24 protein-coding genes are annotated in these 22,770 nt (G+C 37.9%); 4 read left to right on the forward strand and 20 right to left on the reverse strand.

From position 1 onward, the window contains the following. Positions 1–296: 296 nt before the first annotated feature. The 6 genes from T323_RS27840 to T323_RS0105685 all read right to left on the reverse strand — a co-directional run bounded on the left by T323_RS27840 (position 297) and on the right by T323_RS0105685 (position 4,027). Positions 297–962 carry a plasmid pRiA4b ORF-3 family protein gene (locus T323_RS27840; protein ID WP_051556394.1) on the reverse strand — a complete coding sequence of 222 codons (666 nt, stop codon included), beginning with the start codon at positions 960–962 and terminating at the stop codon, positions 297–299. Next, the gene (locus tag T323_RS27845; protein ID WP_051556395.1) at positions 934–1,284 is read right to left on the reverse strand and encodes a DUF6933 domain-containing protein; all 351 of its coding nucleotides are present in this window, start codon (positions 1,282–1,284) and stop codon (positions 934–936) included. Before T323_RS27845 ends, T323_RS27840 begins: the two co-directional genes overlap by 29 nt. Next, entirely contained in the window at positions 1,277–1,426 is a 150-nt protein-coding gene (locus T323_RS28730; protein WP_156942400.1) for a DUF6933 domain-containing protein, read from the reverse strand. Before T323_RS28730 ends, T323_RS27845 begins: the two co-directional genes overlap by 8 nt. Positions 1,427–1,671: 245 nt before the next feature. Further along, positions 1,672–2,667 (reverse strand): plasmid pRiA4b ORF-3 family protein, encoded by a 996-nt coding sequence (locus T323_RS0105675; protein ID WP_026672404.1) that lies wholly within the window; start codon positions 2,665–2,667, stop codon positions 1,672–1,674. A 272-nt stretch (positions 2,668–2,939) separates the two neighbouring features. Further along, positions 2,940–3,698, reverse strand: coding sequence for an HAAS domain-containing protein (locus tag T323_RS0105680; protein ID WP_026672405.1), 759 nt, complete (start codon positions 3,696–3,698; stop codon positions 2,940–2,942). Positions 3,699–3,700: 2 nt separating this feature from the next. Beyond that, positions 3,701–4,027 (reverse strand): PadR family transcriptional regulator, encoded by a 327-nt coding sequence (locus T323_RS0105685; RefSeq protein ID WP_026672406.1) that lies wholly within the window; start codon positions 4,025–4,027, stop codon positions 3,701–3,703. A gap of 862 nt (positions 4,028–4,889) precedes the next feature. Here T323_RS0105685 and T323_RS0105690 point away from each other — a divergent pair. After that, entirely contained in the window at positions 4,890–5,612 is a 723-nt protein-coding gene (locus T323_RS0105690) for a DUF4309 domain-containing protein (protein WP_026672407.1), read from the forward strand. 381 nt (positions 5,613–5,993) lie between these two features. Here the strand turns inward: T323_RS0105690 and T323_RS0105695 are convergent, their stop codons facing one another. From T323_RS0105695 to surE, 4 genes are read right to left on the reverse strand one after another with little or no spacing between them, the layout of a single operon-like run. Further along, a complete protein-coding gene (locus T323_RS0105695) occupies positions 5,994–7,082 on the reverse strand; it encodes an ABC transporter ATP-binding protein (RefSeq protein WP_026672408.1) in 1,089 nt (362 codons plus the stop codon). A 2-nt stretch (positions 7,083–7,084) separates the two neighbouring features. Further along, complete coding sequence (locus T323_RS0105700) at positions 7,085–8,809, reverse strand: ABC transporter permease (protein ID WP_026672409.1); 1,725 nt, start codon at positions 8,807–8,809, stop codon at positions 7,085–7,087. Positions 8,810–8,827: 18 nt separating this feature from the next. Continuing rightward, the gene (locus T323_RS0105705; protein ID WP_026672410.1) at positions 8,828–9,895 is read right to left on the reverse strand and encodes an ABC transporter substrate-binding protein; all 1,068 of its coding nucleotides are present in this window, start codon (positions 9,893–9,895) and stop codon (positions 8,828–8,830) included. 14 nt (positions 9,896–9,909) lie between these two features. Next, positions 9,910–10,692, reverse strand: a complete 783-nt coding sequence (surE, locus tag T323_RS0105710; protein WP_026672411.1) for a 5'/3'-nucleotidase SurE — start codon at positions 10,690–10,692, stop codon at positions 9,910–9,912. A 688-nt stretch (positions 10,693–11,380) separates the two neighbouring features. Between surE and T323_RS0105720 the strand changes: the two genes are divergently transcribed. The 3 genes from T323_RS0105720 (at position 11,381) to T323_RS0105730 (ending at position 13,650) form a co-directional block, all read left to right on the forward strand. Then, the gene (locus tag T323_RS0105720; protein ID WP_026672412.1) at positions 11,381–12,388 is read left to right on the forward strand and encodes a sodium-dependent bicarbonate transport family permease; all 1,008 of its coding nucleotides are present in this window, start codon (positions 11,381–11,383) and stop codon (positions 12,386–12,388) included. 18 nt (positions 12,389–12,406) lie between these two features. Next, positions 12,407–12,736 (forward strand): P-II family nitrogen regulator, encoded by a 330-nt coding sequence (locus T323_RS0105725; RefSeq protein WP_026672413.1) that lies wholly within the window; start codon positions 12,407–12,409, stop codon positions 12,734–12,736. Between the two features lie 62 nt (positions 12,737–12,798). Continuing rightward, positions 12,799–13,650: a DUF6671 family protein gene (locus T323_RS0105730; protein ID WP_026672414.1), complete on the forward strand. Its 852-nt coding sequence runs from the start codon at positions 12,799–12,801 to the stop codon at positions 13,648–13,650. A 77-nt stretch (positions 13,651–13,727) separates the two neighbouring features. Here the strand turns inward: T323_RS0105730 and T323_RS0105735 are convergent, their stop codons facing one another. The 10 genes from T323_RS0105735 to T323_RS0105780 all read right to left on the reverse strand — a co-directional run bounded on the left by T323_RS0105735 (position 13,728) and on the right by T323_RS0105780 (position 22,414). Then, the gene (locus tag T323_RS0105735) at positions 13,728–14,558 is read right to left on the reverse strand and encodes an NERD domain-containing protein (protein ID WP_035177827.1); all 831 of its coding nucleotides are present in this window, start codon (positions 14,556–14,558) and stop codon (positions 13,728–13,730) included. Positions 14,559–14,693: 135 nt separating this feature from the next. Next, positions 14,694–15,683: an SHOCT domain-containing protein gene (locus T323_RS0105740; protein WP_084309127.1), complete on the reverse strand. Its 990-nt coding sequence runs from the start codon at positions 15,681–15,683 to the stop codon at positions 14,694–14,696. A 100-nt stretch (positions 15,684–15,783) separates the two neighbouring features. Next, positions 15,784–16,242 carry a VanZ family protein gene (locus T323_RS0105745; protein WP_026672417.1) on the reverse strand — a complete coding sequence of 153 codons (459 nt, stop codon included), beginning with the start codon at positions 16,240–16,242 and terminating at the stop codon, positions 15,784–15,786. Between the two features lie 38 nt (positions 16,243–16,280). Beyond that, positions 16,281–17,447: a nucleotide sugar dehydrogenase gene (locus tag T323_RS0105750; RefSeq protein WP_026672418.1), complete on the reverse strand. Its 1,167-nt coding sequence runs from the start codon at positions 17,445–17,447 to the stop codon at positions 16,281–16,283. A 472-nt stretch (positions 17,448–17,919) separates the two neighbouring features. After that, a complete protein-coding gene (locus T323_RS0105755) occupies positions 17,920–19,038 on the reverse strand; it encodes a hypothetical protein (protein ID WP_026672419.1) in 1,119 nt (372 codons plus the stop codon). Between the two features lie 14 nt (positions 19,039–19,052). Next, the gene (locus T323_RS0105760; RefSeq protein ID WP_026672420.1) at positions 19,053–19,736 is read right to left on the reverse strand and encodes a hypothetical protein; all 684 of its coding nucleotides are present in this window, start codon (positions 19,734–19,736) and stop codon (positions 19,053–19,055) included. 13 nt (positions 19,737–19,749) lie between these two features. After that, positions 19,750–20,283: a hypothetical protein gene (locus T323_RS0105765; RefSeq protein ID WP_026672421.1), complete on the reverse strand. Its 534-nt coding sequence runs from the start codon at positions 20,281–20,283 to the stop codon at positions 19,750–19,752. A gap of 186 nt (positions 20,284–20,469) precedes the next feature. Then, positions 20,470–21,378, reverse strand: a complete 909-nt coding sequence (locus T323_RS0105770; protein ID WP_026672422.1) for a recombinase zinc beta ribbon domain-containing protein — start codon at positions 21,376–21,378, stop codon at positions 20,470–20,472. A 38-nt stretch (positions 21,379–21,416) separates the two neighbouring features. Further along, on the reverse strand, positions 21,417–21,851 hold the full coding sequence (locus T323_RS0105775) for a hypothetical protein (RefSeq protein WP_026672423.1): 435 nt from the start codon (positions 21,849–21,851) through the stop codon (positions 21,417–21,419). A 32-nt stretch (positions 21,852–21,883) separates the two neighbouring features. Next, a complete protein-coding gene (locus T323_RS0105780) occupies positions 21,884–22,414 on the reverse strand; it encodes a restriction endonuclease (protein ID WP_245613690.1) in 531 nt (176 codons plus the stop codon). Positions 22,415–22,770 lie beyond the last annotated feature (356 nt).

Below are 22,770 nucleotides of genomic sequence, written 5' to 3' on the forward strand. Positions count from 1 at the left end.
AGTTTACTTTTTACCTACTACTATTTTACTATAAAACTATTATTGTAAGCTACTATATTTTAGACCGGTAAAATCTGGTTTCTTCCTTAACAAGGGATTTCCCATTTTATTGTTACGGACATACGTTACGCTATTTTAATAAAATCCTCTCTTTTCAATATCCGTTCAGACATCTATTCCGTTATATAAGCTAAACTCAAAGATAATCACCCAATTTTCAAAGAGTAAAGGAACAGATGTCCGTTCGCACACATAACAAAAACCACTAAAGTATACACCCCTAGTGGTTTTTCCATTTACCTTAACGACGCCCTGCTTAAGTCGCTATTTATCATTTTTATATTAAAATCACTATATCCCTGTTCTTCAGCCCATTCCTTCATATATTTGTGATCTGGGTGGCTCGGATCTGACATAATTGCTAAGAACGACTCATAACCAGGTTCTCCTCCAACATCTTCAGGAGGTGTTTTTCCCTCACCATCAAGGCACATCGCATGGTTGTATTCATAATCATCAACAAACTTTTCCACTACGATATGATGCTCCCATCCGTCTCCGAAATCGTAAATGTACACAATATCAGCTGGTAAGTAGTCAGCAAGAATTTCATTTGTCTCCATTTTTTGCGGGGCTCCCACATCATAACGCAACGCTTCTTCTGTACATACGAGATTAACCGTTGAATTTCGATTTTGCTTCTGCACTGTTTTTGTGATTGCTGTTGGCTGGCTTTTGAAAATTTGAAATTCATGGAGATGATAATCGCTCCAGTCAAACACCTTTTGAAGGACACTATGTAGTTCCGAAAAAGAAATCTTTCGTGGAACAACGACTCGCCTCCACACTTTATGATTTTCTAAATTCAATGTCACATGTAACACAACAGCTTGTCCGTCAAAAATAGGAACACCTACAAGCTCTTTTAAATCGCTAGCTATACAGTTCTTTGTATGGATCAATGAAGTCCTTCCCATCCCCTGCTAACACACGACTCGCCTTTTTACCAACTGCAGGTTGTACAATAGTATTTGGAATAAGTAACTGCTCAAAATAGCCTGCATATTCACATGCTTTATTTAATCTTGCAACCGACTTTCGATCTTTTGTTGTTGTAAACGTGATTTCTGTTGAGCGAGAAAGATACTCTTCAATGACTTCTTTTTTTATGCTTTCTCCAAGCCAAGTTTCTCGAATCGCTTGAACAATGAATTCCCCAATTTTCGATAAGTCTTTTGCTTTTAAACCATGTAACACAATGACATAGCGGTTGCTATCATTCATGAGAACTACCGTTTTTTTTTCTTGCCATCGTAACTAGATTGGCATGCCACGAAAGCAATGGCTGCTGTTGTTCTTCCTCTGTGACAGGGGTTGGCTTTATTTTTAATTCAGTTAATAGTTTTTTTGTACATTGAATGAGCAAATCCCTAACCTCCAATTATCGTATCGGACATATATTCCGCTATTTTACTAAAATCGTGCCATTTCACGATCGTAACGGACACCTGTTCCGTTATACCCGTTATTTAAGCTTAAAATCATTGAAAATCACATTTTTTCGCGAATTAACGGAACTGATGTCCGATAAAATTCTGAATCAGGCCTTTTTTAGCCTAATAACGGAACAGGTGTCCGCTAACACACAACCCATTCGCCAAATTCGCATTGTTACAACGCTAATTCTATCAGTTGCTCATTGACGCTAGTAATATTAAATCTTCTTACCTTTCCTCTTGGGTCCAGCAACAACTCTATAGAACAATCCATTGGAGACCCGCCTTTTCCTCCGGTGCAAGTTGGGTAGTTCACATCATAATCATCTATCCAATTCTCAACAGTAATATGAACCTTCCATGTTGTTTTATCGGCATAATAATGATAAAGCATATCACCGCCGACTAAGCAATCAGACAATCTAACTTCTCTTTCTTCATCTACTCCAGAAACAACAGACTCTTCGTTTCCATCACTTGATTTTCGCTTAAACTCATGCTTATAAAAATTTTCCCAACTAAACAATATTTGGATGACTTTATGTAATGTTCTTAGCGTCATTTTTTCAGGAACGACTACAGTTCTCGAAATCGCAGCCTGTCCCTTCTGCATCGTCAACTGAAGGGTCACGGCTTCTTGATTGAAGATTGAATGCTCCACTAATTCTTCCAAATCAGCATATAATTCTTCATTTGGATAGATGAATTCACCATCTTCATGTTCGACACCATACTGATTCACTGCTTGGGTGATTTCAGTTTGGTGAATTGACGGGGCTATCATCTGCCTGTCACCAAATTGAGCCTTTGCATAATGACAAGCATTTGTTAGCATGATATCCTCCTTTTCATCATGTATCGGAGCAAGTTGAATATTTTTTGTTTTTGAAAAATAAGCTTCGATGACTTCTTTTCTAATATTTTCTTCAAAAAATGCTTTCTGAATCGCATCTGTTATTGTATTGTTGAAAGAATTCAATTGTTTCGCTTTAACCCCATAAAGTACAATGACATAGTGATTACTTTCATTCACTAAAATGATCGTGTTTCTCCGCTCGATTTTTACTAAAGTAGCTCGCCAAGTAAACAACGGATGTTCCTCTTCTACGATAACTTGTTCCTCTGGTTCTTTTAATTGTGATAATAGTTTTGTTGCGCAATGAATGAGCATCTCGGTCTCTCCCCTACCCGTTCGGACATATATTCCGCTATTTTACTAAAATCGTGCCATTTCACGATCGTAACGGACACCTGTTCCGTTATACCCGTTATTTAAGCTAAAAATCATTGAAAATCACATTTTTTCGTGAATTAACGGAACTGATGTCCGATAACATTCTGAATCGGGCCTTTTTTAGCCTAATAACGGAACAGGTGTCCGCTAGCCCCAATCCTATACCATGTCATGATACAACAATTCACACTATTTTTCCCCTAGTATTCTTACTTCCCCGTTGCAGCCTTCTTGTTTTCAAGCCTCATCATGATTAAAAACACCACCAAAACAGCAACCATCTTAGCCCCACTAAGCATAATCTTCGTATCCTCATGAAAGTCAGAGTGAGTAATAATAAATTCCGGCAAAAATAAAAGGGTTGGTAAAATCACCGCGATCCACGATTTACTCCATATTGAAATTCCAATAAAAACGATAATCGCAAGAGCAACCGCGATAAAACTTCCGACACTTCCGATCTGAACCGTCGGTGAGTCAATGCCCCGATTTAGAAAAATCAACGCCACAAACAAAACTAACGGAGTTCCCCCTACAACAAAAAACAAAAACCATTCTTTAACTTTTGCGACTTTTGTACTTGCGATATATTTAAATAGAAATAACGTAAGCAACATAGAAATCAAAAATACAACTGGATACCCAATAAGTTGAATGACTGAGTATTCAAGCTCACCGCGAATGGCATCCCCCATGACAATATAAGAAATGGCCCCTACAAAAACAATCGGGACAAATTTCAGCAGTCCCTTCACATCAATTGGCATTTCTCCTGCTAGTTCTTCCATATACTCTTTCGGTGTTTTGCCGATGATATCCTCCACACTTTTTCCATCTCGCTCAGCCTCTTGAAAATGATCTTCTAATTCACCAATGATCTCTTCAATCTCATTCTCATTTTTGCCACTTGAGATTAAATAAAGCCTTAAATTTTGTAAAAACTCACGACTTTCAACAGAGATTCCCATAATTACCCTTCCTCTCCTAATAATCGATTAACACTAGTTGCAATGTCACTCCACCGTTTTTTAAACTCTTCTAATTCTTCATGTCCTTTTTCGGTTAAAGAATAGTATTTTCGCTTTGGACCTCCAGAAGGAAGTTCTTTTTGACTTGTCGTGACAAGCCCTTCTTTTTTCATGCGTAATAATAAAGGGTAAATGCTTCCTTCGCTCACCATTGTAAAACCATAGGCATTTAATTTTTCCATCATTTCATAGCCATACGTTTCCCCTTTACCGATAATGGAAAGAAGGCACCCCTCTAATATTCCTTTTAAAATTTGACTTGAAGACATTGAGTTCGCTCCTTTGCAACAACTACCTTGTTTTGCAATATAGTGGCGTAAAAAAAGGAACCGCACTAACTATTTTGCAATACAAGTTAGTTACAGTTTAGCATAAGTATTCATAAGCTTCAAGCTAGTTTTTTTGTGTAAGGGTTTGTCCCTATTCCAATATGGTTATACAAAGTACAATCATCCAAGAATAAAGCCATAAGATACTATTCCTATCAAATGGAAAGAGTGTTGGCATGAACCGAAAAGTTAATCAGCCACTGTTTAATCGATGCCTATCTGGCAATGCTTTGTACGGATTCATGCAAAGCCATTGGTGGTGCCACAATTGTACAAGAGATTTTTCTGCTTAATCCCTTCACCTAGCTTCTTTCCCCGTTATAATCACAAGCGTGCTAAAAGAAATTAATCCATTGGGCACATGAATCAATAATTGGAAAAAGGAACATTTCCCTCCCAAACGAATCCTACTCATCCCCACAAGTAATTATCCTTCAAAAATTTCACTTTTCACTCATAGTCTCGCCATCAAACAAAAAGCCGCACATCCAATAGTAACCACTCAATCAGTTATTTTAAAAAAGGAAATTAGTTGCAAATGAGAATGTCGTACAAAGCAAAATTATGAAACTGTTAAATGGCCGCGACCGTGAGAATTTCTTCGTGGTTCACGAAACTCCTATGCAGCCACCATTCTGAGTTTCTGTTTATCAATGCTGTAGCCGATGCCAAGTTGCTAAAACACCCAGTATTTCTTGAAAGTGTTTTGTGAAAAAACGTAAAAGGTTAGTAAACAAAGTAATATTTTACCAAAATAAGTTACCGTGTTACAATTATGTTACAAAGGGGGAATAAATGAACCATGAAAAAAGTAGCTTGGATTTCGATAGTAATAGTAGTATTTCTATTGGCTGGTTGTTTTAAAGACGATGCAAGTAACCATGTGGATTCTGAAAACCTAGAAAATACGATTGGTGAAGAGGTTGATAATGAAGAAGTAATTGATATTCAACTTGATGAAGAAGACGAAAAGTTTGAAGACAATATTCATGAAGAGACTGAAGGTATGAACAAGGAATCTGAAGAGGCTAACGAAACGTTAACAGAAGAGGTCGTAACTACGGGTGAAAATAATTCCAAAGTACAAGATCGAAAAAAGGAGATTATGAGTAACTTGGCTGAACAGGTTTCAAATGGTGTTCTTGGAGATTGTAAATATGGATTGAGTCAAGGTCTAACAGGCAATGACATTATTGATAAAATGGGCAAGCCAGATAAAGAAAATTTCCTTGATGGTGGGTATTTGTTAAAGTATAATCAATGTTTCTACCATACTCCTGCAATAGAATTATTAGAAGGAGAGCTAACTGCAATTAGTTGGACAGTTAGAGAAATATCCTCTATCACTCGCGATGATATTATCAATAGTCTTGGGGAACCTAAGCTTGAGGAAGAAAGCATTCTAGACGCAAATGTTATAATGTATTACGAGATCGATGATTATAAGTTCTCTGTCTATTTCCCCTTGGATTCAGAAGAAGTTTCATATTTTCTAATTAAAAATTTATATGGTACTGAGAGTTGAAAAGGAGCATAGACAACCCTTTGGAAAGTACCATATGATGTAGTGAAAAAGACTGATGAAGTTATCGTATAAGCCATAAAATCTAACAACTAAAAAGTGGTCTTTACATGCAAGGTAATGCAAACGTATCGGACATACATTCCTCTATTTTGCCAAAAACAACCTATTTCCTAAAACTTACGGACATCTGTTCCGCTATTCAAGCTAAATTCATGAAAAATCACCATGATCTCGTGAATTAACGGAACTGATGTCCGTAAGAATTCTGAATCGGGCCATGTTTGGTCGAATAACGGAACTGATGTCCGATAACATGTCCACGCCCACACTTCCCGACAAACAACAAAAAAGCAGAGTCCCCTCTGCTTTTAGCCTATCCCCTCACCCAATCGACTGATACGTTCCCTCTCCCCGCACTGATTCATAACCGACAACATTCACAACAACCTCTTCCCCCACCTGATAGCTAGTAAATAAATCAGTGTGAACATTTACGAGCGTGTTCGCGACCTCAACAGTATAGTGGATTTCTTTTCCTTGAAACATAACATTTCGCACAATTCCACGTATACCGTCACATTCACCACCACTATCCTTTTCCAACCTAAACTGCTCCGGCCGAACAGGGAAAAATCCATTCGATTTAATATCAGCTGAAACATCATCATTTGTCCAAACCACTGATTCATCTTCAAATGGCTTAAACACATTCCCAAGCCATGTGCCTGAAATTAAATTCGCCTTTCCAACAAATGTTGCGACAAATGGGGTTTCTGGGTTGGCATACACTTGCTTCGGTGTGCCGACTTGTTCGATTTTTCCATCTTTCATTACGACAACTTTATCTGCCATTGCTAACGCTTCGCCTTGGTCATGTGTCACGTATACAATCGATGTGTTCATCATTCTGTGGATTGTCTGGATTTCTTTGCGTAAATCCATTCGGAGTTCGGCATCCAAACTGCTTAATGGTTCATCCATGAGCAAAAGCGCTGGTTGAGGGGCAAGCGCTCGAGCAATAGCGACCCGCTGCTTTTGTCCTCCTGATAGTTCATTCGGCATGCGCTCTCCGTAGTCTTGTAGCCCAACAACCGCAAGCATTTCATCCACTCGCTCTTTGCTGTTTGCCTTAATGGCTGCTGGTGTAAAGCGATGATGACGAAGCGGAAAAAGAACTTGCTCCTTCACTTTTAAATGGGGCCACAGCGCAAACGATTGAAACACCATGCCGATGTTTCGTTTTTCTGGCGGAATCGTCTGTTGTACTGAAGCTACACAACTATCATTCATAATAATTTCACCACTACTTGGCGTTTCAAAGCCTGCGAGCAAGCGAAGCAATGTTGTTTTCCCGCAACCAGAAGGTCCTAAAATCGCGACAAAGCTACCGTCGTCTATCGTTAAATCAACAGCGGATAACGCCGTTGTTTTGCCAAAATGCTTGGATACATTTGAGATTATTGCACTCATTCTTAGACCACCTTTCTTTGATACACCTTTTGTAACCCAAAAAGAATAACGGTTAAGAGAAGCATCGTTAACACAACAAGACTTGAAAACGCCGTTGAATACGTTGTATAACCGGCTTGTTGGAAGTTAAAAATCATTAAGCCGATCGTCTCAGAACCACTTGACCAAAGAAGAGCCGATACGGTGAGCTCGGTTAATGTAGTAAGCATGACAAGAAAGGCGCCACTTAATAAGCCAGGTAATAAAAGTGGCAACATAATAAAGCGCCACTTCCCTAGAAAGCCAGCCCCTGACACATGGGCAGCCTCCTCCATCGCTGGGCCAATTTGCGACATCGCGGTGAGACTGCCGCGAACTTGTAAAATCATAAATCTTGTTACATACGCAATAAACAAAATCCAAATGCTCCCGTAAATACCGGGGTTCCAACCAGGAATCGGCTGCATCCACGCTAATATCATCGCAAGCGCAAGCACCATACCTGGGAGCGCGTAAGGAAGACTTACCATTAACTCGATAACCTTCCCAGCCACCGTTTGTTTGCGGAGGCGATAATATGCAATTGCTGTTCCCGCTACGATACAAATGATACTTGTACCGATTGCTAGCTTTACGCTGTTCATGACAGCCCCTTTTACTTTATCATGTTCAAACATGACAAACTGATAATGGTTGAATGTCAGGTTTTCAAGCGCAAACGGAAGTCCGTACGCTTTAATAAGTGAAGTCGCGACCATCGAAAACATCGGAACGATACTAATGATAAGTAAAAAGCTCCACAACCCAATTTCAAAAGGAAGACGAAACCTTCCTAACGAAAATCTAGGTTTATTATCAATTTCACTGTTTTCTCCTTCTTTAGACCTTCGCAACAAAAGCCACTGAAATAATGTTCCGAGCAAGGCAATAATTCCTAACAAAACAGAGAAGGTAGCCGCTCTTGCAAATGCACTTGGACCAAATCCAACTACCTCTTGGTAAATCGCTGTACTTAACACTGTAATATTTGCGGGAATCCCGAGAAAAGCCGGAATGCCAAAGTTATCTAAATTCGCTAAAAAAGCTAAAAGCCCACCACTCGCAATCCCTGGTAAGGAAAGGGGGAGCGTCACTTTTACAAACGTTGTCCAAGCACTGCCACCAGAAGAACGAACCGCCCACTCTAGTTCCCTCGGAATCCGCCTTAGTACACTCATCGTCAATAAGAAAACGAGCGGATAATGAGATAATCCGAGAATCAGGATCATGCCGGCATGACTGTATATATTAAAAGGCTCGACCGACCATGGTAACAAGGCCAATGTTCTCGAAACAATACCGTTGTTACTTAAAAATTGTGTCCATGATAATGTAATAATATAGGACGGAATAATAAAAGGTAACAACACAAATACTTGAAGCCATTTTTTCGCACGAATATCACTATACGCGACAAACCAAGCTAACAAAACCCCTAAGCCCACTGCGATAACAGTTGAACCGGCAACGATAATCGCTGTATTTGATAGTACTTTCCATGTACGGGCTTCTTGTAAAACAGTCGTATAATTCGTGAGTAAATGTCCGTCTTCCACCGAAAAGCTTAACGAAAGCAGACGGAGGATCGGCCATAAAAATAACCATGCAATGACAAGAAGGGAAACGACTAACACGACTCGTTTCCCTTTTTTTGTCGTGAGAGAGAAAGATGACCGTAACGGAACTCTTTCTGTGATTGGCTCAGCCATATTTACTCTCCCCCTCTCTTATTCTCCGAAAATCTCAACAAATTTTTGCTTATCCTCTTCACGTGTTTCTAGAAGCTCTTTCACGTCATGGGAAATGACCTTCATTTCATCGATTCCTTTTAGCCCTTCTGGAGCTGCAATCCCTTCACGAATCGGTGTGTAGCCAAGACTTGCTGCTAACTGTTGACCTTTCTCCGATAATACAAAATCAACGAAAGCTTGTGCTGCTGGCTCATTGGCGGTATTGCTCATAATCCCGATTGGCTCTGTAATGACAGGCACTCCTTCTTCAGGATATATTAAATCGATTGGTGACCCTTCTGCTTTTGCTCGCGCTACGATAAAATCAACAACGACACCATATGATTGCTCTCCACCTGCTACTGCTTGTAATACAGCCCCATTTCCTTGCACGACGCTTGCATCATTTCCACGTAATTTCTCATAAAAATCCCAACCAAAATCTGCTTGGCGTGTGAGAACACCGACATTATAAGCGGCTGCCCCTGAATAAAGCGGACTTGGCATAATTGACTTTCCTTTGGCTACATCTTCTGTTAGAACACTCCAAGAACTAGGCGCTTCTGTTACATCGTTCGTATTAATTGCAAGAATGGTCGCCATAACCTTTGTGCCTGTATACATTTTTTCTTCATCAACAAAATCACTTGGGATAGAAGCATGCTCAGCAGATTCGTAAGGTAAGAGCATCCCTTGCTCTTTCAACGTTTCAAATGTCACCGCATCAGCGACTAATAACACATCCGCTTGAATATCCCCCGCTTGCTTTTCCGCTAATAGTTTACTAATGACTTCCTCTGTTCCCGAACGGAATACGTCCACTTCAACATCAGGATGAACTTCATTAAACGCCTTTACTAATTCGGCTGCATCCCCTTCAGGCTGAGACGTATAAAAGCTAAGTTTTCCTGAAACAGAAACTCCTTCTTCGTCATTGTCTACAGTTTCCGTTTCAACGTCGGTTTGTGCCGGAGCGACTTCTTCCACATCTTTTGACGCCTCATCACTTCCACAAGCTGCTAACATAAACATGGACAAAACGATCGCAAACATTATTTTTTTCATAACATGGTTCCTCCCTAATTATGTACGAGTATATTTTTTAAAAATCTTTCAAACTTGCGGATATGCTTTTTCTGACTTACTTTTCCTTCAAGTGGTGTGACCGTTACATGGCCCTCTTTTAACTTTGCAAAATCACCTTCCTCATGAAACTGTGAAAGCTCTCGCAAGCTATCTTTCACCCAATAATAGACTTGTCCATACGGGTCATTCAGACCGACATATTGATATCGACTTACTGTCAAATCAAGTGGTGTGACTGCAATTCCTGCACAATCCTCTTTCGTTACATAAGGAAGATTAATATTGACAAAAAGGCCAGGTGGAATCTGGTTCGTAAGCAATGGCTCAACTACGTCATAGAACAATCTTTTTGGTTCTTTAAATGAAATGTCCTTTAGACTTAAACGGTCAATAGAAACGGCTATAGCTGGAATTTGATACAACGCTGCTTCAGCCGCAGCCGCCATCGTTCCAGAATAAAAAACATCACGGCCTAGAGTAGGACCTATGTTCATCCCTGAAATAACAATGTCCGGCTTTTCTTTTACAAGCACTTCAATTCCGAGTTTGACGCAATCTGCCGGCGTTCCGTTAACAGCCCATGCTTGAACATTGGCTCCAAACAATGTCACGGACGTCACCTTTAAAGGCTCTCGTAATGTAATGGCATGACTGATTGCACTTCTTTCTTGATCTGGACAAACAACATAGGTTTGACCAAAATGTTGAAGAACCTCAACTACCGCGGCGACACCTGGAGCAAAAATCCCCTCATTATTCGTAACAAGAAATTTCAATGTTTCCTCTCCTCTACGATTGCATAAGCTCGACTGGTGTACACTCTTCTATTTGAACGTGGACTATGCATATGTAGGTCGATTTTACTCATCTTTCACCTCCACAAAGCAGTTCTTTCCTCCCTTATAAGGGTACAAGAAAAATATCAAGCTACTATAAAGCTTGGTTTTTGAATTTGTAAATAAATTATGAAGTTGACCATTGTTAATTTATTGTTAAATCACAATACATTTTTTTGAAATACAGTCAGGACATGACTTTCAACTAAAGGTTAGAATTTTCTGATATATTCATCGTGTAAAAATTTCACTTTTGCTTAATATTTCTGCTTTTCTCTCTAAGAACAACTTCATACACTCCGATTTCTTGTTGACTTTTATTGAAGTTTGATATAAATTAAAAAGAAATTTATCGGCTAAAACAAAGGTAGTTCTTAAAACAACTTTGTCCAAGTTAGTTTAAGTAAAACCGACAATTCCCAAAATACAATGAGTTTATATCTTCATTGTATTTTGAAGTTGTCGGTTTTTTTTATGAAATGAAACAAACGATATAAACCGTTTCTTATCGCTTGTTTACAGTTGATTTTCATTATGATTCGTAGTCTATTTGATTAGTACAGTTAAACAACGGGAAAAATAATTAGCACTACCTAATATACAATTATCAACAAAGAGGAGTGGAGAGATGGAGTTTTTATTTGATTTCTTGAAGGGTATTCTCGTGCAGTTTCAATCCCCGACACTTGGGTTTCTAATAGGCGGCATGGTCATTGCTGCCCTTGGCAGTAATTTAAAAATACCAAATGCAATTTACCAGTTTATTGTATTTATGCTTTTAATGAAAATTGGACTTAGGGGCGGTATAGAAATTCGTGGGGCCGATCTGAACGCCATGCTCCTACCTGCTGTTTCAACTGTTGTTATTGGTATAGTGATTGTCCTCGCAGGAAGTTTTATTTTTTCTCTCATGCCCGGTATTAAACGAGAAGACGGGATTGCCACAGCCGGAATCTTCGGTGCAGTGAGCGCCTCGACACTAGCAGCGGCTATGGTCATAATGGATGAAGGAGGCATTCTTTATGAAGCTTGGGTTCCGGCACTTTATCCGTTTATGGACATTCCTGCTCTTATTTTAGCGATTGTTCTCGCCAACATTCATCTAAAAAAACAAAATGAAGGCAAAGACAGTAAAGTGGATGTTTGGGGAATTGTGAAAGAAAGTTTACGTGGCTCTGCTTTGTCTGCCCTTCTTCTTGGACTTGCCCTTGGTTTATTCACTCATTCAGAAAGTGTATTAGAAAGTTTCTATGAACCGCTCTTCCGTGGATTTTTGTCTATCTTGTTATTAGTCATGGGAATGGAAGCTTATGCTCGCATTAATGAGCTACGAAGAGTAGCAGCCTTGTATGCGGTCTACGCAATTGTCGCTCCTATTATGCATGGTTTATTGGCTTTCGGTTTGGGCTATATTGCGCATATCACAGTTGGCTTTAGCCCAGGCGGTGTCATCCTGCTATCTGTCATGGCAGCTTCAAGCTCTGACATCTCTGGCCCGCCAACGTTGAGAGCAGCTGTTCCGTCAGCCAATCCATCGGCTTATATTGGTTCCTCCACTAGTGTAGGAACTCCTGTTGCTATCGCTATTTGCATCCCGCTCTTTATCGCGCTGGCGACAGTGGTCTTTAATTTATAATAAAGGAGATTTATTACTATGACTCTTCATAAAGCAAAAAAAGTAGTCATTATCACAGAGAAATTAATTTTAAAAGGCGTATGCCACATTATTGAGGAATGCGGAGGCACAGGCTATACGATTGTCGCAGCAGGGGGAAAAGGCAGTCGTAATGTTCGCTCAACCTCAGATCGTGCCTTGGTCATTGAAGATTTTGCAAATGTGAAAATTGAAGTTATTGTAAAATCAATAAATATAGCTGAAACCATTATGGAACAAGTAAATGCGAAATACTTTCAAAATTATTCAGGCATAACCTATGTGGAGGATGTCGAAATCCTCCGCAGCAAAAAGTTTAATCATGAGTAAAGAGACATGGTTCTTATTTGTGCAATCCATTTAGTTTTATGAAAGGAGATAACCAGAAATACATGCACCCATATATGAACAAAAAAGCAGCCTTATCTACTATGCATAGCAAGGAACAGGCGATAGCCGAACCATTTTTTGAATTATTACATGTTTCCATTACAGTACCGAAAAACTTGAATACAGATTTGCTAGGGACTTTTTCTGGTGAGGTAGAACGAGAAGATACGCCAATTGAAACCCTACGTAATAAAGCGAGGTTGGGGATGAAGGAACTTGGACTTCCTTTAGGAATTGCGAGCGAAGGAAGCTTCGGCCCTCATCCACATTTTCCTATGATTGCAGCAGGTCATGAAATGCTATTATGGATGGATGACGACTTAGGAATTGAAATAGTAGAGCAAGAAGTAAGCACTGATACTAATTTTAACGCAACCAAAGTTCATGCATGGCAAGAGCTTACCTCCTTTATGGAAAAGGTAAAGTTCCCTTCCCATGCATTAATTGTGAGGTCAAATACAGGTTTTGACCGAAATCATATTTTTAAAGGGTTAACAACTGAAGAAGAGGTAAAAGAAGCCATTCAAAAATGTACCTCGGCTTCTGAAGATGGGCTCGCACATGTTGAAACGGATATGCGAGCTCATATGAACCCAACACGGATGAAGGTCATCAATAATCTTGCAAGAAAATTGGCGTCTCGATTAGCACAATTATGCCCTAGTTGCTCGTGCCCAGGGTGGGGAAAGATTGACGTTATTCGTGGATTACCGTGTGAACTATGCGGACTAAAAACAAAACAAATTTCACACATCGTGTACGGGTGTCCTCGTTGTGAGATGAAAGAAGTAAAAATGCGTGAGGATGGGGTATTACGAGCTTCTTCAACTTATTGTGATTGGTGTAATCCGTAATATTTTTTAGGAATATCATGTCAACTAGGTCCTTGAGGAGTTCCTTTGCCATGTTTGCAAAAGTTCTCCTTCATTTTCTATGACACCTTATTCGTATACCGACACTTCGGATAATTACTACACCCTAAAAACGAACCAAACTCTCCACTTCTCACCGACAGTTGTCCTCCACATTTCGGACAAATATTATCATGGACCTCTTGCTTTCGTTCGTTAGCTCGATTATTCTTTATCACTTCAACATGCTTACGTTTCACTTGTCGTTTTTCTTGTTTATCCGTAATCACGACTTGTTCTAATGCCTTATCAATAGCCCGCAATTCTAAACCAGAAATACTTTGGGCATTTCTTTGTTTGATTTCACTGAGTAATTGAGGAAACTGGATGACGACTGCTGATGTAAAAGACATATCAAATTTAAACGTGGAATTCGTTGAAAACACAATAATCGAATGAAAATAACCCTTATCTTCTTTATCCAAATATGTTTTTAACGCTTCGACATGAGCTCTATTTTGCCAGATTGGATTAAACAGCTTTTCTTTACGCTTATAGATGACTTGTGTCCAATATTTTTGGTTTTCTTTTCCGAAAATCCAACCTTCATAATGCTTTGTTTCAATGACAAAGATTCCAAATGGTGATGTCACGACATGGTCTATTTGTGTTGTTCCACCTTTATCGTTTGGAATATACAAGTCATGATAAATCGTGTAGTTTGTCCCGAGTTGGCTTAAGATTCGATTCACATATGCTTCACCAACCGCCCCTTTTATTTGTGGAAATTTCAACTTGAATATGACCATTCCAACAAGTAAAGCGACGATGAACAAATACGGTGCTAACAATAATAATGGTGGTAAAACGATGAGACAGGTAATTATAATGATGACGACTTTTTTATTCATATGTATGTGCTCCTCAAAAAAATAAGATATCGAACGATAAAATACAGCAACACTTTTTATTGAAAATTCAGATAAATAAATCCAAAAAGTAAACCACTATGCCCCAATACAAATCAGAGACATAGTGTATGACAATTAAGAAAGAATTATTTCCTTTTGATTATCAAACTCTTCTCTAGTAATTAATCCCGCATCTAACAATTCTTTTAATTTATATAACTGGTCGATATGGCTAGAATTCGGCTGCTCTTTACTTACATACATTTCCTCTTCTAGTTCTACTTCATCAATCTCACTGTATTCACCATCAACAACAATCGTTTCATCGTAAATTTCTTTCATATCTTTTTCATATTGTTGTTCATTATACTCAGGTGATGAGGAGTCAGATAATGTTTTTCTTAATCTTTCACCCATTGTTCTCATCATTGTAAATGTTAACCCACCAGATACGACCCCACCAAGTAAAGGTACGGCTTTTGATACTCCTTTAGCATATGTTGTCTTTGTCACTTTAAATCCAATATAAGCTGCCACTTTCTTAATGATTGGATAATACACGGTTTTTGTTAGTGCCTTTTGTGGTATTTTTTTCAGGAGTTGCTTGGACATATTGGCAGCAATCACTCGTAATGTGGCTGCTGAACCACCGACACCGTACATTACGCCTAAAAATATCGTAAGTTCACCAATGATTTTACTATCATTAGCGGCTTCACCTTCCCATAAATCTTGGAACCCATACAAATAAGCTTGCTCTTGTGCCAGACGTAAGCTCATTCCAAAAAACTGCAACGTATCCGCGGGAACGGTTACCTTCATCGCGGCGACCCCTGGGATGCCGCTTACAAATGATGCTGCTGAAGATTGGCTTGTTCTCGTTACATTAATTCGTTTAGCAACCTTATCTAATACATGAAGAGGAAAACCGGCTTCAATTGGTGTTGTTTCTACCGCTTTTTGGAGTTGGTCAGTGCTTTCAGCATATTTTGCAAGCGTACTATATAGGAACTCTTTTCGATCTACTTTCACACCAGGAATTTTAATAACACTATGGATGATCGTTTCAAATACTTTCCCAGGCTCTTTTTGCTTTTCGTTAGTCAATGTGATCACCTTATTCATTTATATTTAGTACACCTACAATACTATCACAAATAAATAGGACTTAACACCTAGTTTATCAACTTTCTATCCATAGTAAATAAGCCCGCCAAGCCAATACTTAGCGGGCATTCTTAAATCGGATCATCTTCCTTACTAACTGACATACACCAACTCCAACTAACGCACCAGCACTATCAATGAGAACATCTGTGAATTCTCCACTTCTGCCTGGAACAAACAACTGATGAACTTCATCTGTTATTGCATAAATAACACAAATGACAAGAGTTAACCAAATCCGCTTAACTCCAGTAGTATTGCTTTTTGTTAATGCATGAAAAACGAGTATCCCAAGGATCATATAAGCAAAAAAGTGAGCCCCTTTTCGAATGAGGAAATGAAGAACACTTTCATCAAAAGGAAGTTGTGGAATTACCAATGCAACAGCTTGCTTCATGATTTCCATGATACCTGTGCTTAGTTCAGCTGACTCTGTTGCTGGTTGGTGGGACAGGTAAAAAATGAGTGCCATCCAGAGGATGACACCTAGCCATGGAAATAATTTGTTTTGTTTCATCAATGTTTTACATCCTTATCCATTAACAACAAATCGAATTAATCTCGACTAAACAAATCACGAGTATAGACTTTTTCTTGCACTTCTTTCAGTTCTTCCTCTAGGCGATTTGCCACAATAACATCACTAATTTTAGTAAACTCTTCAAAGTCATTAATTACTTTAGAGTTATAAAACTCGTCGTCTTGTAAAGCTGGCTCGTAGACGACAACTTCGACACCTTTTGCTTTGATTCGTTTCATGACGCCTTGAATCGCAGATTGTCTAAAGTTATCCGAGTCTGTTTTCATTGTTAAGCGATAAATACCAACGACCTTTGGATTACGTTGTAAAATCATATCCGCCACATGATCTTTTCTCGTGCGGTTTGCATCTACAATGGCCGCCATAATGTTGTTTGGCACATCACTATAGTTCGCTAATAATTGTTTTGTATCTTTTGGTAAGCAGTATCCACCATAACCAAACGAAGGGTTATTGTAATGACCACCAATACGAGGATCAAGACCAACACCGTCAATAATTTGTTTTGAGTCTAAGCCTCTTACTTCCGCATAAGAATCAAGCTCATTAAAGAATGCGACTCTCATCGCTAAGTACGTATTCGCAAATAGCTTAATCGCTTCGGCTTCTGTAGAATTCGTGAATAAAATCGGCACATCTTCCTTAATCGCACCTTGAGCTAAAAGATCCGCAAATACTTCAGCACGCTCTGACTGTTCCCCAACAATAATACGAGATGGGTATAAGTTATCATATAACGCTTTTCCTTCTCGTAAAAACTCTGGAGAGAAAATGATATTTTCCGTATTGAATTTTTCCCTTACTTCTGCTGTATACCCAACTGGAACCGTCGACTTTATGACCATAACAGCAGCGGGATTAATCGAAAGAACATTTTTTATAACCGTTTCAACTGTATTTGTATTAAAATAATTTTTCTCTGGATCATAGTTCGTCGGTGTTGAGATAATAACGTAATCCGCATCTTTTAACGCGACATCGTTATCTGTAGTTGCCGTTAAATTTAATTCTTTTGTTGCAAGATATTCTTCGATTTCATGGTCGATAATCGGAGACTTTTTATTGTTAATCATATCGACTTTTTCTTGGATGATATCAAGAGCGATTACTTCGTTGTGTTGAGCAAGTAATATTGCGTTTGATAAACCGACATAGCCTGTTCCTGCAATTGTAATTTTCATGTAGTACACCTTCTCCTATCATACTTGATTAATGATGATTTCCTAATTGTATAATTTGATTTTACATATGTATTTTTAATGCTAACCATTTTTCCAGTGCTTTATAAAAAATCAACACTTAATTATAACATATAGAACAAAAAAGTGGTAAAATCGAGAGTCAATACTGTTTAATGTTATAGGAAGACTTTTGAATTATATTTCCATGCCGAATAGAGAAGTCATTGTTCCTCTAATAAAAAGACCCCAAGAGTCGAGATAGATAAAAAATCTATATATTGAATTATATCTATTTTGATACACTAGATATTGTATCTGATTCGTCTTTTTTATCTTTATATAATGATGTTTTTGCAATATTGAACACTATGCGTGGTAGATATATTTATAAAATAAGGCAAACAAAAAAGCCCCATCACCGGTTAAAGTGATGAGACATTTCAGTTAAGTTTCTTCCAAATAAAATTATCACTTACTTCGTAACTAGTTTACTTAATTTCTTTTGCGATTCTTCTTTTTTCTTGAATAGATCTTTGATATCTTCAAGAGTTATGTTGTTTTCTTCGCTCAATTCATTTATAACAACCAATCCCCATTTTTTCCTTTGAGATTCCTCTTCGTTTATGGTCCATGACTTACTTGAGACTTCACTATTATATGTCTTCTTAAGAGTTATCAGTAAAACAGAATAAATTGTTAGTACAACACGAACATACTCACTATCATGATTTACTGTTACTGATTCACCTTTTCCATTTTCCGTTCTAGACTTGTCCAAGTTAATAAAGCACTCGGAGTTTTCCGAAATTTTCAAGGTTAAAGATAAGTTCGGTAGTTTAAATGTAAATCCAGCTTCATATACACTTTGATTACTACCCAATCCTGATAAAGCAGGTAAAGACCCTAAGATATTTGTCCCAATACTAGTACTGTCATACTCTTCCTGGACTGTAGAATGTGCCACTGCTGAAACATCAAATAGCTTCAACTTATAATCTTTTTTATCATCATATTTAAATTCATTACCTATTTTTGAAAGTAGCCAGTAGAAGAACTTACTATCAAATTTAAATTGCTTTACGTCTTTATAATTTACTTTCTTCCACTCTTCTTTTTTGTTTTCTTGCCTTCCTTGTCCAAAAAGAACTGACCGAACTCTCCCTGCTTCACTTTGGGAGACTTCGACAACTGTATAAACTTTCCCACTTAACTCAAAAAACACTGCCTCACAAGAACGATTGAAGACTCTTAAATGCCTAGGAACAATAATGTCCTTAGATCCACTATTTTCTATTATCGCCCTATTCTTGCTTTCAGCTTTTTCATAATACCCTATTGCATGGATATATTTTATTTTGTTATTAGCTATAGTTACTTCTTTTATTTTAAAAGTATCTTCACCGTTCCCAGGGTGCCACCCATTCTGTAGTGTTTTCTCTAAGTCGTGTAGATCTTTTCTTTCTTTCAAGTAATCTATCGGCAAGTTATATTTCAACTGTAAATTTTTAACAATGTCTTCAAGGGTTAAATCCTTATCCAATTCCCAAACAGACAATCTCCACTCTTTATCTCTTCTTCTACTTTTACCCACAAAAATCACACCTTTTACTTTTTGAAAAATTTTATTTCATGCTTACTTGTACTAAAATCTATTAGTAAGTGTAATAATTTCATTGGTTTTGCATTAACTGTAAGAACAGGTTGTACTACAGAGGACAAATTAGAAGGGATTGTTATATCCTCATGTTCTGTCACTGAATAAAGATAAGTCTTTTCAATTGATAATTTTCCTACCTGATTACTTAGTTGACTGATTATATTTGAAAGGTCAATGGAAAAACCATTCTCAGTATTTGCTACTTCTTCAATTTGATGTCGATCATGGGCTTGTAATAACATACCCTTAGGAACAGGATCTACCGCTAGACGTACATCAGCCCTTTTAACTCTCCACATTAATAGCCACCACCAAATACTTACCTTCCTACTAACTATTAATTCTAGTTTAACAGTTTTTAGGCTTTGGTCAGTCTTTGATTCTCCATCTACTTGAACCATTAAAGTCTGGTCTATTCCATTTCCCAAATTATTGGTTTGTTTTACTTCTATTTTAATTGGTCGCAAAATCCAGGTAAACCATCCTAGCATCAAGTACAGTATATACGTTACAACAACAAATAATATTTCCTTTTCTTTATCCTGATACCAAGTTGAGTCACTCCATAGCCTAAAAACAAAGTAAAGAGCAATAAATTGAATAGTTTGCATGAAGAAAACATTTTTCAACAAAAAAATTCCCTCCTTATAAATATTCCGAGGAAGGAAATTTTTTTAAACCTGCTATTAGCGAAAGTGGAGACTTCGCAATAATATCTGGAATTTCAGTTGTTTCACCTAAAACCTCAGCTACTGCATGTTTTGTCATTCTATAACTTTTCCCTTCATATATAAACGATATAGAAAAAATATCAACGTGGTCTTCCCTTACTTCTTTTATTAACTTAAATAAAACGTCATAGGCCTCTTCTTCTATAGCCTCTGCTATCTCCTCTTCTAAATCAAATTCAATTTCACTGGTGAATTCAATTTTTTGGATAGTAACTTTTAGCTGTTTAGCCTTTTTTATAAATAAATCAAAATGATTTTGAATTATCTCAAATGGTCTTAATTTTAAACTCTTTACAATTGACTTTCTACTAGGTAAATCCACAAATGTATTGGAAAATATTCCTACCACAGGAAGGGATTCAAATGTGAAAAGACCTTCACTATAGTTAGCGAAATCTTCATGAAAATTAGTTATCCTCTCATATAGATAAACAACATGTATTTGCATTTTATCCCCTCCCTTAAATACCTATTACTATTCATTATATACCAAACCTCTTTTTTATTACGACATTTTTAAAAATTTACCATAAAATTTATTAATAAAAGGTGTTTATATTATGAAGAAAACCCACCAAGCAGCAATACCGTAAACTACGTACGCTAACTCGGTGGGTTGCTTAATTACACCTATTTACTTTTTCTTCTTTTTACGAGGCTTCCCTTTCTTCTTCAACCGCCATGCCATCGTTTCGTTCCCGGTAGCCGTCAGCTGCATGCCAAACTTGAAGTCGTAGACAATCCTTCCATCAGGATGAATGGTTCCTTTCTCGACGATCTTACTGAAAATATCCGGTCGAAATTCTATTCTTTGCTTGTCTGGATTAAAGTCTTGGAGCTCTTCCAACTCTTCGAAAAACCAATCCATATCCTTTTGCACCTGATTACTTTGCTGTGCTTGATCTTCAAAGTCATATAACTGATTTTGTAAGGCGACGATTTGGTCTGTTATACCCTTTATTTGGGCGGGGTCGCCCCCATTTACTTCTCCATCTTCTACTGCTTGGTAAAGTTTTTGATGGAGTTGCTGCATTTCTTCTTCAACTTGTTTTATTTTCTTTTGTTCAGTTTCATTAGGGATTAGTTTTTCAAATGCTTGCTTCACCTCTGTTTTGAAACCATCATCCTTTTTCATTTCCTGCAAGAGTGCCATGAAAGTATGTTCAATTGATATTTCCCTAAATCCCCGGACTTCACACGTTTCTTCGAGATACTTTTTCTCGGCAGTTCTACATCGCCAGTAATGAACCCCGCCTTTTGAACTCCTTACGTGAATAACTGGTGCTCCACATTCGGAACAATGAAATATGTTAAAAAATTCTTTGCGATCGTGTCGCCTTTTTTTACTTCCTTTTCTATTGTCACTCCGATTGTTCATAATCAATTGAGCGGCATCCCAATCCTCTCGACTCACAATTGCTGGATGAGGATCCCTTATTGTGTATTGAGGAAGTTCACCCCTGTTTTCAGTCATTTTTCCGGTTATCGTATCCGTGACATAATATCTTTGGTAAACAAAGTCTCCCCTTGATGCGAAAAAGATAAAAAATCAAAATCCAGATTTCCTTCCTATTCAAAACACTAAATACATTCTCTCATTTCTTCAATCGTTGACTTCCTTTTTGCTGCCCTTCTTAAGACCCCACATTTTGTGCAAAATCCGCCTTTAGCAATTGCCGATTGAACTCCTACATAAGATGTTTCAAATACATGCCGCTTATGGCATTTCCAGAGTAATGGTTTATGATTACTTTGATATTTTTCGGATAAACACTTACCCCCATGAGACTCCGCAAGTTTTTGCATACCATCAATTGTTTTCTTTTTATTACCTACACAACTAGGACACCACTGACCGTACCTAACTTTAGCTGGAGTAGTTTCCCATCTATGACCTTCTGAACATTCCCATTCTAGTTTGGTTCGGCTGTTCACATATTTTTTTGATAAACACTTTCCCCCACGTGAAAACGCTAGTAATTGCATTTCCTGAATGGTAAGTTTCTTGCTCCCCATTGGATTCACCCCATTAATACAGCTTGACCCCTCTATGCACCTTTGTTTTCCTTTAGCATCCAGTTCATTAATTGATTTCTATCTATCAACCTAACGTGATTTGAACTTGCTAATCTTTGAGCTTGCTCAGTAAAAAAGCTATTCGTAATTACCCAACATTCATCCGCTTTATAATGGCTTCTAGCTGAAGCTATTTCTTGTACCGCTTTTACTCCAACATTCTTCTTATATCTCTTTGCTTGGACGATAACTTTCTTACCCGTTGTTGATAAAATAAGGTCTGCCCCATAGTCTCCACTTGCTGACGTTAATTGTACATAATAACCTTTAGCTTTTAATAAAACCTGGAGATACTCTTCAAACTTCCTCCCTGACATTTTATCAACTTCTAAAATCCCTGACTTTCTCAACTTTTGTTCCCTCAGAATATTAACTACCATTGCAAATATTAGGAAACTGCCAAAAAACACTATTATCCCTAGTGTCAACATAGGGTCAGCTGTTAACATTGACCTAATTAAGTCTAACCCCATTTTAAAACCTTCAAAAAAACCGATATCCATATCTACCTACTCCTATTACTGTTTTTGACACTCTAAAATTACCGAATGTTGCCGGTATTGCCTGTCCAGAATTAGTCGAATATAATGTCCTTATGTAGTTCGGAATATTTCGACATTTATCATTCTGGAGAAAGGAAAAAGACATCTCCCAAAACGTGTAACTGCGCCAACAGTTATACAGGAGATGTCCCACAAAAAAGTATATGATTATTGTATCAGAATATCAGCTGATTGAAAACATACTTACTGGAGTTTTTAGTTAGGGGTGCAGAGAAAATCCCCTCTCCTTGTTGTGGAAAAAACATGTTGGTTAGAGGAACGACGAATCGAAAAGCCAAAAATCATACGGGACAAAG

It is taken from the genome of Alkalihalobacillus bogoriensis ATCC BAA-922 (assembly GCF_000621445.1).
GTDB lineage: Bacteria > Bacillota > Bacilli > Bacillales > Bacillaceae_F > Bacillus_AO > Bacillus_AO bogoriense.

Excerpts from the sequence above, each read along its gene's own strand:
- T323_RS27845 (WP_051556395.1), bottom strand. The coding sequence starts at position 1,284 with ATGAATGATAGCAACCGCTATGTCATTGTGTTACATGGTTTAAAAGCA.
- T323_RS0105675 (WP_026672404.1), bottom strand. The coding sequence starts at position 2,667 with ATGCTCATTCATTGCGCAACAAAACTATTATCACAATTAAAAGAACCA.
- T323_RS0105680 (WP_026672405.1), bottom strand. The coding sequence starts at position 3,698 with ATGGGAATCTCTGTTGAAAGTCGTGAGTTTTTACAAAATTTAAGGCTT.
- T323_RS0105685 (WP_026672406.1), bottom strand. The coding sequence starts at position 4,027 with ATGTCTTCAAGTCAAATTTTAAAAGGAATATTAGAGGGGTGCCTTCTT.
- T323_RS0105690 (WP_026672407.1), top strand. The coding sequence starts at position 4,890 with ATGAAAAAAGTAGCTTGGATTTCGATAGTAATAGTAGTATTTCTATTG.
- T323_RS0105695 (WP_026672408.1), bottom strand. The coding sequence starts at position 7,082 with ATGAGTGCAATAATCTCAAATGTATCCAAGCATTTTGGCAAAACAACG.
- T323_RS0105700 (WP_026672409.1), bottom strand. The coding sequence starts at position 8,809 with ATGGCTGAGCCAATCACAGAAAGAGTTCCGTTACGGTCATCTTTCTCT.
- T323_RS0105705 (WP_026672410.1), bottom strand. The coding sequence starts at position 9,895 with ATGAAAAAAATAATGTTTGCGATCGTTTTGTCCATGTTTATGTTAGCA.
- T323_RS0105720 (WP_026672412.1), top strand. The coding sequence starts at position 11,381 with ATGGAGTTTTTATTTGATTTCTTGAAGGGTATTCTCGTGCAGTTTCAA.
- T323_RS0105725 (WP_026672413.1), top strand. The coding sequence starts at position 12,407 with ATGACTCTTCATAAAGCAAAAAAAGTAGTCATTATCACAGAGAAATTA.
- T323_RS0105730 (WP_026672414.1), top strand. The coding sequence starts at position 12,799 with ATGCACCCATATATGAACAAAAAAGCAGCCTTATCTACTATGCATAGC.
- T323_RS0105735 (WP_035177827.1), bottom strand. The coding sequence starts at position 14,558 with ATGAATAAAAAAGTCGTCATCATTATAATTACCTGTCTCATCGTTTTA.
- T323_RS0105740 (WP_084309127.1), bottom strand. The coding sequence starts at position 15,683 with ATGAATAAGGTGATCACATTGACTAACGAAAAGCAAAAAGAGCCTGGG.
- T323_RS0105745 (WP_026672417.1), bottom strand. The coding sequence starts at position 16,242 with ATGAAACAAAACAAATTATTTCCATGGCTAGGTGTCATCCTCTGGATG.
- T323_RS0105750 (WP_026672418.1), bottom strand. The coding sequence starts at position 17,447 with ATGAAAATTACAATTGCAGGAACAGGCTATGTCGGTTTATCAAACGCA.
- T323_RS0105765 (WP_026672421.1), bottom strand. The coding sequence starts at position 20,283 with ATGCAAATACATGTTGTTTATCTATATGAGAGGATAACTAATTTTCAT.
- T323_RS0105775 (WP_026672423.1), bottom strand. The coding sequence starts at position 21,851 with ATGGGGAGCAAGAAACTTACCATTCAGGAAATGCAATTACTAGCGTTT.
- T323_RS0105780 (WP_245613690.1), bottom strand. The coding sequence starts at position 22,414 with ATGGATATCGGTTTTTTTGAAGGTTTTAAAATGGGGTTAGACTTAATT.